Origin of the sequence: Bradyrhizobium sp. CCBAU 53421, from assembly GCF_015291625.1 — a bacterium.
In the GTDB taxonomy this organism is placed as follows: domain Bacteria; phylum Pseudomonadota; class Alphaproteobacteria; order Rhizobiales; family Xanthobacteraceae; genus Bradyrhizobium.
The window spans coordinates 9,156,294-9,170,344 of record NZ_CP030047.1; the positions used below are offsets into that span (position 1 = coordinate 9,156,294).

The window sequence follows — 14,051 nt, forward strand, 5'->3', positions numbered from 1 at the left end:
CGGCAGCCTGCCGGAACTAAAATCCGCAGCCGGCTACGATGCTGGATCTGGCAGGTCCAGTTGCAGCCGCAGCACGGCGAGGCTCGCCCCCAGCAAGGCCAGGTAGCTGGCCTGAGAGAGCACCACGCCCAAATCGATGACGTCGAGCAGATCGATCCACGGGTTGTCGCCCAGCACGCTTGCTGCTTGCTTGCCACCATCGATCACGGAAGGCTGGAAGCTGCGATCGCGTCTCCGCCTTGCCGCGCGTTCGCCGTTATCGGAGCAAAGGACCAAATGCGAGTGCGCGTTGGGCATTTCAATCTCCCGTCCCTGATTGGCGATTGCTGAACCCCGGAAACAGCTACCGTCATCGAGTTACCCAATAAGCGTAGTCACCGCGACAGAGCGGACCATTGAACGGAGGTTGATCCGGCCGTTACATTCGGATGGGGACGACATACTTAGGTTTATCCGCAACCTGGGCCTGAGCGCGTGCGGCGAATTCGCTTTCTGCGCGACCCCATGCCACGCGCGTGGATTGCCAAAAGGGCCCGCATGATCCGGCCCGGGCGCCGAGAAAGCTGCTAATATGCAGCCGGTTAGGAGGGCGACGTTGTCGCCGCTGATGGTAGCTGTCACCTAGCGACGCAGCGCGGCCCATGATGGCCGAGTGCTGGACGGCCATGTGCTTGAAGGCCAAGTGCTGGACAGCCAAGTGCTGGTGCTGCCGATGATGCGCATCCCGACCACGAAGCTCTGGTCGGCCGAGCAATGGCTGCTCGGCGGCATGGTGCTGGCCTTGGCGGCAACCTGTATTGGGCTGCTGCTTGGTCCGCAGCCGGCAGCTTCCGCCCATCTGGTTGCCCTGGTGCTGCTCATCGCATCGCTTGCCGCCGCATTGCTGGTGATGCGTGTGGCGGGCCGCAGCAACAGACAGCTGGAAGCCATGTTGCGCGGCCGCGCCAGCGGCGAGGAGCGCGCGACGGAGGCCCTGCGCAACAGCGAAGCGCAATGGAAGGAGGTGTTCGAGCACAATCCGGTCATGTACTTCATGGTCGACGCAACGGGCCTCGTGCTGTCGGTCAACACGTTCGGCGCCGCACAACTCGGCTACACCGTCGACGAGCTGCTCGGACAATCGGTGCTTCGGGTCTTTGCCGAGGAAGACCACCCCATGGTCCAGCGCAACGTCGCAGCGTGCCTCGACAACATCGGCCAAACCCACAATTGGGAGATCCGGAAGGTCCGCAAGGACGGTTCAAGACTTTGGGTTCGTGAAAATGCCAAGGCCGTGCGGCGGCTGGACGATCAATTGATCGTCCTGATCGCGTGCGAGGATATCACCGAGCGCAAACAGGCCGAAAATGCACTGCAGCAGAGTGAAATGTACCTGAGCGAAGCCCAGCGATTGAGCCACACCGGCAGCTTCGGCTGGCACGTCGCCAGCGGCGAGATCATCTGGTCGGAGGAGACGTTCAGGATCTTCGCGTTCGACCCGGTTCCTTCCATCACGCATGGCACGGTCCTGCAACGCGTCCATCCGGATGATCGCACCCGCGTGCAACGGACCATCGACCGCGCCTCACGCGACGGCAAGGACTTCGAGCACGGCTACCGGCTGCTGATGCCCGATGGGGCGATCAAATATGTCCACGCCAGGGCGCATGCTGTGACGAATCTGTCGGGCGACACAGAGTTTATCGGGGCGGTCACCGACGTGACCGCCCGCAAGCGAGCCGAGGCCGAGTTGCATGAGGCGCAGACCAACCTCGCTCACGTCACGCGCGTGACGGCGCTCGGCGAGCTTGCGGCATCGATCGCCCATGAGGTGAACCAGCCGCTTGCCGCCGTGGTCGCCAACGCCGCGGCATGCCTGCGGTGGCTCAACCGGGCGGCCCCCGATCTGAACGAGGCGCGCGGAGCGGTCAGATCGATCATCAGCGACGGCAACCGGGCGGGAGAGGTCATCCAGCGCGTCCGCGCATTGGTGAACAAGACGACCGATCAGAAGGCATCGCTCAATATCAATGAGGTGATCAACGAGGTGATAGGCCTGGTGCAACATCAACTGCAGAGCCAGCATGTGTCCTTGCAGCTGGAGCTCGCTCCCACGCTGCCGCCTGTCGCCGCCGACCGCATCCAGCTGCAACAGGTCATCCTCAACCTGGTCCTCAATGGCATCGAGGCGATGCAGCCGGTCACCGACAGGCCGCGGCAACTCGTGATCCGGACCCGCCATGACGATGCCGAGCAGATCGTGGTCACGGTCACCGATTGTGGTGTCGGGTTCGCCGCAGGGAATGCCGAACGGCTGTTTGACGCCTTCTACACCACCAAGGCCAGCGGCATGGGAATGGGGTTGTCGATCTGCCGCTCGATCGTCGAAGCCCACCGGGGCCGCCTGTCCGTGGCAGCGAACATCGGCCCGGGCGCGACATTCCAGTTCACCTTGCCACTGCGTCAAGAGGATCACGCATGGTGACCGGACGCGGGACATCGCCTTCCACGCTCGCACACGCCGAGGAGCCGATCGTCTTCGTCGTCGACGACGACGCATCCGTGCGGGACGCATTGAGCAATCTTTTCCGGTCGGTCGGCCTGCGGACCGCCGCGTTCGGATCAGCCCACGAGTTTCTGCAGCACAAGCCCCCGAATGTCCCGAGTTGCCTGATCCTGGACATCAGGCTGCCCCGGTTGAGCGGCCTCGACTTTCAGGCGGAGCTGACGAGGGCCGACATTCATATTCCGATCATCTTCATGACCGGCCATGGCGATATCCCGATGACGGTCAGAGCCATGAAGGCCGGCGCGGTCGACTTCCTGACCAAGCCATTCCGCGACCAGGACATGCTGGATGCGGTCACGACAGCGATCGAGCGCGACCGGAATCGCCGCGACGAAACCAGGGTGCTTGCGAACCTGCGCGCGGCCTTCGCGACCCTGACGCCGCGTGAGCGCCAGGTGATGACGCTCGTCACGGCGGGGTTGATGAACAAGCAGGTCGCCGCCGAAATCGGAGTGGCCGAGATCACGGTGAAGATACACCGCGGCCACATCATGCGGAAAATGGCGGCAAAATCACTGCCGGACCTGGTCAGGATGGCGCAGATCCTCGGGATCGGGCCGGCAGCCGGCGGGGCGCAAACCTAAGTATGATTCTCCGGCCCCGATTGGCGACGCACTGTGCTCCGCGTCATCGCACCGACCACAGGTCCCTGCCGCCCATCTCCAGGAAGATTCTCCTTGTCCAACCCGCCAGTGATATCAATCATCGACGACGATCTGTCGGTTCGCACCGCGACCGACAACCTCGTCAGATCGCTGGGCTACGCGGTCGAGACCTACGCATCGGCTGAGGAATTCCTGCACTCGCCCCACCTGAACGACACATCCTGCGTGATCGCTGACGTCAGGATGCCGGCCATGAGCGGGCTCGACCTGCAAAGCCACCTGATTGCCAACGGACGGCACTTTCCGTTCATCTTCGTCACCGCGTTCTCGGTCGAAAGCGATCGCATCCGCGCCCTCAAGGCGGGGGCGATCTGCTTTCTGATCAAGCCCTTCGACGGCGACGTTCTGATCAAATGCCTCGATACAGCCCTCGCGCAGCACGGCACGGCGCCGGGCAAATGAGCCGTGACCGGGCCGGCTATACGCAAGGATGATGCCGCAAAACATCTGGACAAGTTGCGCGGGGACGGCGCTGGCGCGAGATTTCGTACCGTCGTTGGAAAAATCGACGGCACAACATCGGACATGTTGACTGGCAAATGGCAATTTCTCGGAGGGAGGTCGCCATGCGTGCGGAACCGCGCTGCGCCCAGTGTGACAGCGAAGAACCCAAGATCATCTGTCTGCGAAATCCGGCGGGTGAACGCTACTGCGGACGCCTCTGCCTCTACAAAGGTCAGGAGAACTTCATTCGCTGGCTTTGGCGCGCGAATGCGGACGCGGAGGCAGTTTCATGACGGGCCGTTGCGGAAATCCGGAATGCAGGCGACCCTTCGGGCTGATCCGGCACAGTTGGCATTTCGAGCAATTTTGCTCGACCAAGTGCCGGGAGACCTACAAGCGGCAGTTGGAGCGCAACAGGGCCTATTGGAAGTGGCTCTACCCGTTCTCCAAAACCGTCGGCCCGTCGAGAAAACTGATCTGACCACGATCAAAGGAGCTCCCATGACGACGGTCGATGCGATGCTGGTAGGAGCGATCCTCGCGTGGGTGCCCTCGCTCATTGTATTCTGCTATATCGTGCGTGATCTGCGAAACATGCCTCGCGAAGATCTCGATTGAGCGTCGCACGGCGGCTCAAAGGCGCCGCTAAATTTCTACCCCCTCGTGGCGCAGCAGCCAGCGCTTGCGCTCCAGTCCGCCGCCATACTTCACCAGTGAGCCGTTGGCGCCGATCAGGCGGTGACAGGGCACGACGACGCTGATCGGATTGGAGCCGTTGGCGTGGCCGACCGCGCGCATCGCGTTCGGCACTTTCAGCCTCACAGCCAGCGCGCCGTAGCTCATGGTGGTGCCCGGCGGAATCTTCGGCAATGCGTGCCAGACCTTCTGCTGGAACGGCGTGCCGGCGACGCGCCATTCGACATCGGTCAGGCGATCGAGATCGCCGTTGAAGTAATCGCCGAGCGCCTTGCGCATCGCAGCCGGCGCGCGGCCGTCCCGCAACGTCACGGCGCCATAATGCAGCCGCAGCAGATCGAGCATGCGCCCTTCATAGTCGTCCCAGTCGAGCGCGCGCAGCACGCCGTCATCATCGGTCACCAGCAGCGCCGTGCCGATCGGCGTCTTGAGGCGATCGAGGTTGAAGGTCTGAGCAGTCTTGCGGTCGGCCATTGTCATAGCTCTGGAAACGGGTCACTCGGGATACAATTCACCGCCTGCATGCTAGCGTCCACCCGAATTCCGGTGAGGGGGACCGAATGATGCTTTTGCTTGCGAATATCCTGGTTGCGGTGGTGGCCGCGCTGCACATCTATTTCCTTGTGCTCGAGATGTTCCTGTGGACCAAGCCGCTCGGGCTGAAGACCTTTCGCAACTCGATCGAGAAGGCGACCGATTCCGCCGTGCTTGCCGCCAATCAGGGGCTTTATAACGGCTTCCTTGCCGCCGGACTGATCTGGGGACTGCTGCACGGCAACGCCAGCTTCGCGTTCCAGATCAAGACATTCTTCCTGCTCTGCGTGATCGTCGCCGGCGCCTATGGCGCCGCCACCGTCAGCCGCCGCATCCTTTATGTGCAGGCGGCGCCCGCGGCGATCGCGCTGATCCTGCTCTGGCTTGGCTAAAGCGCGGGCGCGCTTTTGCTTTCTGGAGCATGACCCTCTCGGAAAACCGCTTCGCACTTTTCCGGATCATGCTCAAACGCGACATCGCGTGCAGGGCGCATCGTCTTGCAATGCCCCTGCCCTTCCTCCATCATCCCTGACAACGGTGACATCCGCCGGCCGGCGCTGGCGGACAAGATCATCGGCAACATGGGAGGTCACGGACATGAGGAGCGTGCAATTGCTCGCTGCGACAGCGCTTGCCATCGCGTTGTCGGTTACATCGGCCGCCGCACAGAAGAAATACGACATCGGCGCGACCGACACCGAGATCAAGATCGGTCAGACCGTGCCGTTCTCGGGTCCCGCATCCGCCTATGCGGGCATCGGCAAGACCCAGGCGGCCTACCTCAAGATGATCAACGATCAGGGCGGCATCAACGGCCGCAAGCTGAATTTGATCCAGTATGACGACGCCTATTCGCCGCCGAAGGCGGTCGAGCAGGTGCGCAAGCTCGTCGAGGGCGACGAGGTGCTGTTCACCTTCCAGATCATCGGCACGCCGTCAAATGCCGCCGTGCAGAAATATCTCAATGCCAGGAAGGTGCCGCAGCTGCTCGCCTCCACCGGCGCGTCGCGCTTCTCCGACCCGCAGAACGCGCCGTGGACCATCGCGTTCAACCCGAACTACCAGTCCGAGGGCCGCATCTACGCCAAATACATCCTGGCCAATCACCCCAACGCCAAGATCGGCATCTTCTACCAGAACGACGATCTCGGCCGCGACTACATCACCGGCCTGAAGAGCGGGCTCGGCGACAAGGCCGCGAGCATGATCGTCGCCGAAGTCTCCTACGAGCTGACCGATCCGACCGTCGATTCCCAGATCGTCAAGCTGAAGGCCGCCGGTGTCGACCTGCTCTATGACGCCTCGACGCCGAAATTCGCGGCGCAGGCGATCCGCAAGGTCGCGGACCTTGACTGGCACCCGGTGCACATCCTCGACATCAATGCGAGCCCGGTGTCGGCAACGCTCAAACCGGCCGGCCTCGAGATCTCCAAGGGCATCATCTCGACCAATTACGGCAAGGACCCCGCCGACCCGCAGTGGAAGGACGATCCCGGCGTGAAGGCCTATTTCGCCTTCATGGACAAGTATTATCCGGAGGGCGACAAGCTCAACACCGTCAACACCTACGGCTACTCGACCGCCGAGCTCTTGATCCAGGTGCTCACGCAGTGCGGCGACGACCTCACCCGCGAGAACCTGATGAAGCAGGTGACCAGCCTGAAGAAGTTCGTGCCGAGCCTCGCGCTGCCGGGCATGTCGATCACGACTGGGCCGAACGATTATCGCATCAACAAGCAGATGCAGATGATGAAGTTCAACGGCGAGCGCTGGGAGCTGTTCGGCCCGATCATCGAGGACACCGGCCCGGCGGGCTAGGCTCGCGCCCCACCCTCTCTCCGTTCGTACAGGGAGAGGGCACCCTTTCGCACATACCTCAGCTGTCATCGCCCGCGAATGCGGGGATCCAGTACGCCGCGGCTTATCGGCTCAATTACAAATGCCTCTGGAATACTGGATCGCCCGCTTTCGCGGGCGATGACAGCTGAGGTGTACGAAAGACGTAACTGCCCCCGCGAAGACTCCCTGCACCCGCAAGCGGGGCGATGTGAAGCGGAGCCCAGTGCTCCCCTGCTGCGCCTTCCCTTTCGCACCGCCCCCTACTTTGGTTGACTGAAATTGCTCGCCTTTTCGGCACCCTTCGTCTTGCGTCGCAGCAACGGTTCCTCCAGTATCCCGGCCCAGCGATGGCGACCGCGGGACCTTGAACCCGCGGACAAGATCATCGGCCAATCATCAGTCACGTGAGGAAAGCAGCATTATGAGGAACGGGATTTTCCACCTGGTCACGGGAACGGCGCTCGCGATCGCGCTGTCTGCAACGGCGGCCTCCGCGCAAAAGAAATACGATCCCGGCGCGAGCGATACCGAGATCAAGATCGGCCAGACCGTCCCCTTCTCCGGACCGGCCTCCGCCTATGCCTCGATCGGCAAGACCCAGGCGGCCTATTTCAAGATGATCAACGATCAGGGCGGCATCAACGGCCGCAAGATCAATCTGATCCAGTATGACGACGCCTATTCGCCGCCGAAAGCGGTCGAGCAGGTACGCAAGCTCGTCGAGAGCGACGAGGTGCTCCTGACCTTCCAGATCGTCGGCACGCCGTCGAACGCCGCCGTGCAGAAATATCTCAACGGCAAGAAGGTGCCGCAGCTGTTCGCCGCGACCGGCGCCTCGAAGTTCACCGATCCGAAGAACTTCCCCTGGACGCTCGGCTTCAACCCGAACTACTTCGTCGAAGGCCGCATCTACGGCCAGTACATCCTGAAGGAGCATCCCAACGCCAAGATTGGCGTGCTCTATCAGAACGACGACCTCGGCAAGGATTATCTGAACGGCATCAAGGCCGGCCTCGGCGACAAGGCCGCCAAGATGATCGTGGCCGAAGCCTCCTATGAAGTCTCCGACCCGACCATCGATTCCCAGGTCATCAAGATCAAGGACGCCGGCGCCGACCTGTTCTTCTCGGCCTCGACGCCGAAGCAGGCGGCACAGGCGATCAAGAAGATCGCCGAGCTCGGCTGGCATCCGATCCACATCGTCGACATCAACGCCACCTCGGTCGGCGCGGTGTTGCAGCCGGCGGGACTCGAGGCCTCCAAGGGCCTGATCTCGACCAACTACGGCAAGGATCCGGCCGATCCGCAGTGGAAGGACGATCCGGGCATGAAGCGCTATTTCGACTTCATGGCCAAGTACTATCCGGACGGCGACAAGAACTCGAACTTCAACACCTATGGCTACTCGACCGCCCAGCTGATGGTGCATGTGCTGAAGCAGTGCGGCGACGAGCTGACGCGCGAGAACGTGCTGAAGCAGGCGACCAACCTGAAGAACGTCGACCTCGACATGGCGCTGCCCGGCATCAAGGGCAACACCACGCCGAACGACTACCGTGTCAACAAGCAGCTTCAGATGATGCGCTTCAACGGCGAGCGCTGGGAGCTGTTCGGCCCGATCCTCGAGGACGCTGGCCCGGCGGGCTAGTCTTGGTGTTCGATGTCTGAAGAACAATCGGCGGCCTCCGGGCTGCCGATTTGCTTTTGAGACCATACGCAACATCCATCCCCGTCACCCTGAGGAGCGCGCAGCGCGTCTCGAAGGGTCGACGGCCCGAATGGGGCCGTGCATCCTTCGAGACGCCGCTTCGCGGCTCCTCAGGATGACGGGATGAACATCTCGCTTCGTGCGCCTACGTCGGAATCTCGCCGAAATTCTTGCCGACCGGCAGAACGGCGTGTCGGATCAGCCGCGAATCCTCCACCGCGGCCTGGCGGTGCTTGACCGCCTCGCGATAGACGGGATCGCGGATCATTTCGACGAAGGCGGCGACGCTTGGATATTCTGCGATGAAGCAGTGATCCCAGCGTTCCTCCTGCGGACCGATCAGCATCAGCTCGAAGCGACCCTGCCAGATGATGCGGCCGCCGAGCCGTTCGAACACCGGGCCGCTCTCGCGGCCGTAAGCGGCATAGGCCTCCGCGCCGGTCGCCTTGCGGCCGTCGGGATAGGCGGCCCATTCGCGCAAGCGCACCAGGTTGAGCATGTGGATCGGGCCCGGCCGGTTGTTGTCCCGGAATTGCGCGAAGACGTCCTTGGTCGGATCGATATGGCCCATGCTGTGCTCCTTCGTCTTGTTGTTCCATCTCTATCTAGCACGCGCTGCCTCACCTCCTAATCCCCCGTTAAGCTTTGCGTAACCGCCCCTTAAACCGGGAACGCTAGCGTGCGACCCTGTCAGGGTGTGAGCGTTGCGGATGGCGTGGGGACGTAAAAAAGGCGGTGCGCGCAAGGAGCCGCTGTTCGGGCTTCCGGCCGCGCTTGCCGACCTCCGGCTGTCGCCCTCCGATCGCGTTCCCGGCGGTGACGACGACAAGCCCGCCAAATCCAAAGCCAAGAGCAGCGACAAGAGCAGCGATTCCGGTAGCGAGAAACCGCGGCCGTCGCGCAGCGGCAGCAAGCGGCGCAAGTCGCGCGGCTTCGGCATCGGCCGGCTGTTCTACTGGACCGCGGTGCTCGGCCTGTGGGCCGGCATTGCCGTGATCGGTGTCGTGGTGTGGGTCGGCGCGCATCTGCCGCCGATTCAGTCACTGGAAATTCCCAAGCGTCCGCCGACCATCCAGATCGTCGGCATCGACGGCAGCGTGCTGGCACAGCGGGGCGAAATGGCTGGCGCCAATATCGCGTTGAAGGATCTGCCGCCCTATCTGCCGAAGGCATTCATCGCGATTGAAGACCGCCGCTTCTATTCGCATTTCGGCGTCGACCCGGTCGGCATTTTACGCGCAGCCGTCACCAACGTGCTGCATCGGGGTGTGTCGCAGGGCGGCTCGACGCTCACCCAGCAGCTCGCCAAGAACCTGTTCCTGACCCAGGAGCGCACCATGCAGCGCAAGCTGCAGGAGGCCGAGCTCGCGCTGTGGCTGGAGCGCAAGCATTCCAAAAACGAGATCCTCGAGCTCTATCTCAACCGCGTCTATTTCGGCTCCGGCGCCTACGGCGTCGAGGCCGCGGCCCAGCGCTATTTCGGCAAGTCGGCGAAGAACGTGACCTTGCCGGAAGCCGCGATGCTCGCGGGCCTCGTCAAGTCGCCGTCGCGGCTGGCGCCAAACCGCAATCCCGAAGGCGCGGAGCAGCGCGCGCAGGTCGTGCTTGCGGCGATGGCCGACGCCAAGTTCATCACCGAAGCCCAAGCGAAAGCCTCGATCGGCCAGCCCTCGATCGCGGTGAAGCCGGCCGGCGCCGGCACCGTGAACTATGTCGCCGACTGGATCGGCGAAGTGCTCGACGATCTGGTCGGCCAGATCGACCAGGACATCGTGGTGCAGACCACGATCGACCCGAAGCTGCAGGCCGTTGCGGAAGCCGCCGTGATCGACGAACTCGCCGCCAAGAGCGTGAAGTTCAATGTCAGCCAGGGCGCTCTGGTGGCGATGACGCCCGACGGCGCGGTGCGCGCCATGGTCGGCGGCCGGAACTATTCCGAGAGCCAGTACAATCGCGCCGTCACCGCGAAGCGGCAGCCGGGCTCGTCGTTCAAGCCGTTCGTCTATCTCACCGCGGTCGAGGCCGGGCTGACGCCGGACACCATCCGCACCGACGCCCCGCTCGACATCAAGGGCTGGAAGCCGGAGAACTACACCCACGAATATTTCGGCTCGGTGACATTGACCCAGGCGCTGGCGATGTCGCTGAACACGGTCGCGGTGCGGCTCGGCGTCGAGGTCGGCGCCAAGAACGTGGTGCGTACCGCGCACCGGCTCGGCATCTCCTCCAAGCTCGAGCCCAACGTCTCGATCGCGCTCGGCACCTCGGAAGTGTCCGTGCTCGAGCTGGTCGGCGCCTACGCGCCGTTCGCCAATGGCGGTTACGCCGTGTCGCCGCATGTGGTGACCAAGATCAAGACCAGCTCCGGCAAGCTGCTCTATGACCGTCCGACGGATCCGCCCAACCAGGTGATCGAGCCGCGCTATGACGCGATGATGAACAGCATGATGCGCGAGACGCTGATCTCCGGCACCGCGCGCAAGGCGGAGATCCCCGGCTGGACCGCCGCCGGCAAGACCGGCACCAGCCAGGATTATCGCGACGCCTGGTTCATCGGCTACACGGCCAAGCTCGTCACCGGCGTCTGGCTCGGCAATGACGACAATTCGCCGACCAAGAAGGCGACCGGCGGCGGACTGCCGGTGGAGGTGTGGAGCCGCTTCATGAAGGCCGCGCATCAGGGCGTGCCGGTCGCGGCGATCCCGAACTCGCAAGGTAGCTGGGCTCCGGCGAACCTGATGCAGATCTCGTCGCAGATATCAGCGCCGTCAGCGCCGGCGGCACCGCTGCAGATTCAGCCGCCGATGCAGGCACCGCCGCCCGCGCCGGCCCCGTCGGGCGGCGGCTATTACCGCCAGCCCCCGCCGACGCCGGCCCGCGCCTCCGCGCCGCCGCCGAACCCGAACGCGCGGCCGGAATCGGCAGCGGGATTGGATGGATGGCTGGCGGATCGGTTGTTTCGGTAGGCGTTAGGCCGAAGGTCGCACCGCAACTCCAACTATCATCCCCCGCGCATGCGGGGGATCCAGGACGCCGCGGCCGATCGGTTGAACACGAATGCCTCTGGAATACTGGATCGCCCGCTTTCGCGGGCGATGACGGCAGAGGTAACCGAGACAGTGCGCAGGATGGGCAGAGCGACGAGAGCGCCGCCTACTCCTGAATCCCGTAGCGGTGCAGGTCGTTGCCGTAGGTGTCGAGCCAGTTCTTGGCGCGCGTGACCGAGGCGCAGACCTTGTCGACCACCCGCCAGAACCGCGGCGAGTGGTTCATCTCAACGAGATGGGCGACCTCATGCGCGGCGAGATAATCGAGCACGAAGGGCGGCGCCAGGATCAGCCGCCACGAGAACGACAGCGACCCCGCCGAGGTGCACGAGCCCCAGCGGCTCGACTGATCGCGGATCGAAACCCGCCGCACCCGCACGCCGAGTTCCGCGGCGTGCAGTGCCGCCGCCTTCTGCAAATCCTTGCGCGCTTCGCGCTTGAGGAAGTCATGCACCCGGCGATCCATGTGCTCGACGCCGCCGGCGACGCAAAGGATCTTCTCGCCGCTATCGCGTGTCTCGGTCCAGACCGTGCCGCGCTCGCCCGAGCGGTGCACCAGCCGATGCGGCACGCCGCGGAGCGGCACCACGGTGCCGGGCTGGAACGGTGCGGCCTTCGGCAAGCGGCCAAGACGGGCGGCGATCCAGCCACCATGGATGTTGGCGAACTCCTTCGCCTCCACGATGGTGCCGCGCGGCGGCATGGTCAGGATCGCTTCGCGATCGGTCGGATGTATCCTGAGGGTGTAGCGGCGCGCGCGCCTGTGCCGGCGCAATCTGACGGTGAAGAACTGGGAGCCGTGTCTGACCAATACGGTCGCGGGTTCGGCAGGCCGCCGATAGAGGAGCGCGCGAGTAGCCATTTCTGAGAGTCCGGGGAGCAGGAGTTCGCCCGAACTTTGCCATATCCGCCGCCAGGGAAAGCGCTCGGCGCAAAAACAAATCATTTGCCCAATATACAGGGGTTGGCCGTTAATTGACCTCTACCGGCTGGGGTCGGAACCGGCATTTTTTCGATGAATCAAGGTTACGAAAAAGGTCCAAGAAATGAAAATAAATTCATCACTTGGGCCTTGGCCGATTTGAGATTCTTTTAGTTAAATCAGCGGCTTGCGCGACTGCAACAATCGCGGCCGGGGTGATACCTATTCGGCCGCGGCGACCAGGGAAAGCCGCGTATTGGCCGACGAAACCATGAAATCGGAGATCCGCGGCACGATTTCGGAACGGAAACGCGAGCCGTTGAACACGCCATAGTGCCCGACGCCCTTCTGCACGTAGTGAACGCGGCGGTGGTTCGGAATCGCGGTGCAGAGCGCGTGCGTCGCCTCGGTCTGGCCGAGGCCCGAGATATCGTCCTTCTCGCCCTCGACCGTCATCAGCGCGACGCGGCGGATCTTCGACGGATCGACCGGCTTGCCGCGATGGGTCATCTCGCCCTTCGGCAGCGCGTGCTTGACGAAGACGAGGTCGACGGTCTGCAGGTAATACTCGGCAGTGAGGTCCATCACCGCGAGATATTCGTCATAGAATTCACGGTGCTTGTCGACGAGATCGCCATCGCCCTTCACCAGATTGGCGAACAGCGCCTTGTGCGCGTCCATGTGCCGATCGAGATTCATGCTGATGAAGCCGTTGAGCTGCAGGAAGCCCGGATAGACGTCGCGCATCACGCCCGGATGCGGGAACGGCACCTTGGTGATGACATTGTTGCGGAACCACTCGATGCCGCGTTCTTCCGCGAGGTTGTTGACCGCGGTCGGATTGCGCCTGGTGTCGATCGGGCCGCCCATCAGGGTCATCGACAGCGGCACGAACGGGTCGTTGTTGGCTTCCATCACGGAAACCGCTGCCACGACAGGCACCGAGGGCTGGCACACCGCGATGATGTGCATGTTGCCGCCGAGCGCGTGCAACATCTCGATCAGGTAATCGACATAGTCCTCGAGATCGAACCGGCCAGCCGCCAACGGCACCATGCGCGCATCGGCCCAGTCGGTGATGTAGACCTCATGCGTCGGCAGGAACGCCTCGACGGTGCCACGCAGCAGCGTCGCGTAATGGCCCGACATCGGCGCCACGATCAGCACGCGGGGCTGCGGCGAGCGCAATGGGCGCGTCAGCTTGCGATCGAAATGCAGCAGGCGGCAGAACGGCTTTTCCCAGACGGTGCGAACCTCGACCGCGGTGCGGATGCCGTTGACCTCGGTCGTCGGCAGGTTCCAATCCGGCTTGCCGTAACGGCGCGTGGTGCGCTCGAACAATTCGCAGCCGGCGGCGATCGATTTGCCGAACTCGGTGTGCGTCCACGGGTTGAGCGGGTTCTGAAACAGGATCTTGGTGGCGTCGGTCACGGCGCGCACCGGATTGAGCGACGCGTGCGCCATCTCATACATCCAGTACAGCGGCGTCGTGAGTGCCGGGCTGCCTTCCGCCGCTAGTGGCGGGGCACCGCCAAATTCACCGATGGGCATAGTATTTTCAGACCCCTGTTTTGCGCCGCAGCATACTGACCAATGCGCAACAATGCGTCAATGCGCCGCGAGCCGAATCTGGGGCCGATATCGGGTT

13 protein-coding genes are annotated in these 14,051 nt (G+C 63.3%); 8 read left to right on the plus strand and 5 right to left on the minus strand.

Annotated features, from left to right (window positions below):
• Nucleotides 1-33: 33 nt before the first annotated feature.
• Nucleotides 34-297, minus strand: coding sequence for a hypothetical protein (locus XH92_RS42345; protein ID WP_194457326.1), 264 nt, complete (start codon nt 295-297; stop codon nt 34-36).
• Nucleotides 298-652: 355 nt separating this feature from the next.
• Here XH92_RS42345 and XH92_RS42350 point away from each other — a divergent pair, with 355 nt between their 5' ends.
• The 4 genes from XH92_RS42350 (at nt 653) to XH92_RS42365 (ending at nt 4,275) form a co-directional block, all read left to right on the plus strand.
• On the plus strand, nt 653-2,464 hold the full coding sequence (locus XH92_RS42350; protein WP_246788142.1) for a PAS domain S-box protein: 1,812 nt from the start codon (nt 653-655) through the stop codon (nt 2,462-2,464).
• Nucleotides 2,458-3,132, plus strand: coding sequence for a response regulator transcription factor (locus XH92_RS42355; RefSeq protein WP_194457327.1), 675 nt, complete (start codon nt 2,458-2,460; stop codon nt 3,130-3,132). Before XH92_RS42350 ends, XH92_RS42355 begins: the two co-directional genes overlap by 7 nt.
• 93 nt (nt 3,133-3,225) lie before the next feature.
• The gene (locus XH92_RS42360) at nt 3,226-3,615 is read left to right on the plus strand and encodes a response regulator transcription factor (RefSeq protein ID WP_246788144.1); all 390 of its coding nucleotides are present in this window, start codon (nt 3,226-3,228) and stop codon (nt 3,613-3,615) included.
• 357 nt (nt 3,616-3,972) lie between these two features.
• Nucleotides 3,973-4,275, plus strand: coding sequence for a hypothetical protein (locus tag XH92_RS42365; protein ID WP_194457328.1), 303 nt, complete (start codon nt 3,973-3,975; stop codon nt 4,273-4,275).
• Nucleotides 4,276-4,302: 27 nt separating this feature from the next.
• Here XH92_RS42365 and XH92_RS42370 read toward each other — a convergent pair whose 3' ends face one another.
• Nucleotides 4,303-4,827 carry a methylated-DNA--[protein]-cysteine S-methyltransferase gene (locus XH92_RS42370; RefSeq protein WP_194457329.1) on the minus strand — a complete coding sequence of 175 codons (525 nt, stop codon included), beginning with the start codon at nt 4,825-4,827 and terminating at the stop codon, nt 4,303-4,305.
• Between the two features lie 89 nt (nt 4,828-4,916).
• Here XH92_RS42370 and XH92_RS42375 point away from each other — a divergent pair, with 89 nt between their 5' ends.
• The 3 genes from XH92_RS42375 (at nt 4,917) to XH92_RS42385 (ending at nt 8,374) form a co-directional block, all read left to right on the plus strand.
• Nucleotides 4,917-5,279 (plus strand): DUF1304 domain-containing protein, encoded by a 363-nt coding sequence (locus tag XH92_RS42375; RefSeq protein WP_194461694.1) that lies wholly within the window; start codon nt 4,917-4,919, stop codon nt 5,277-5,279.
• A 205-nt stretch (nt 5,280-5,484) separates the two neighbouring features.
• On the plus strand, nt 5,485-6,705 hold the full coding sequence (locus tag XH92_RS42380; protein WP_194457330.1) for an ABC transporter substrate-binding protein: 1,221 nt from the start codon (nt 5,485-5,487) through the stop codon (nt 6,703-6,705).
• A 442-nt stretch (nt 6,706-7,147) separates the two neighbouring features.
• Nucleotides 7,148-8,374: an ABC transporter substrate-binding protein gene (locus tag XH92_RS42385; RefSeq protein WP_194457331.1), complete on the plus strand. Its 1,227-nt coding sequence runs from the start codon at nt 7,148-7,150 to the stop codon at nt 8,372-8,374.
• A gap of 205 nt (nt 8,375-8,579) precedes the next feature.
• Here the strand turns inward: XH92_RS42385 and XH92_RS42390 are convergent, their stop codons facing one another.
• Nucleotides 8,580-9,005 carry a DUF1330 domain-containing protein gene (locus XH92_RS42390; protein WP_194457332.1) on the minus strand — a complete coding sequence of 142 codons (426 nt, stop codon included), beginning with the start codon at nt 9,003-9,005 and terminating at the stop codon, nt 8,580-8,582.
• 139 nt (nt 9,006-9,144) lie between these two features.
• Here XH92_RS42390 and XH92_RS42395 point away from each other — a divergent pair, with 139 nt between their 5' ends.
• Nucleotides 9,145-11,400, plus strand: a complete 2,256-nt coding sequence (locus XH92_RS42395) for a transglycosylase domain-containing protein (RefSeq protein ID WP_194457333.1) — start codon at nt 9,145-9,147, stop codon at nt 11,398-11,400.
• A gap of 187 nt (nt 11,401-11,587) precedes the next feature.
• On the opposite strand, the gene XH92_RS42400 is transcribed toward XH92_RS42395, so the two are convergent.
• Both XH92_RS42400 and XH92_RS42405 read right to left on the minus strand, forming a co-directional pair.
• Entirely contained in the window at nt 11,588-12,427 is an 840-nt protein-coding gene (locus XH92_RS42400; protein WP_194457334.1) for a M48 family metallopeptidase, read from the minus strand.
• 198 nt (nt 12,428-12,625) lie between these two features.
• A complete protein-coding gene (locus XH92_RS42405) occupies nt 12,626-13,954 on the minus strand; it encodes a polyhydroxyalkanoate depolymerase (protein ID WP_194457335.1) in 1,329 nt (442 codons plus the stop codon).
• Nucleotides 13,955-14,051: the final 97 nt, after the last annotated feature.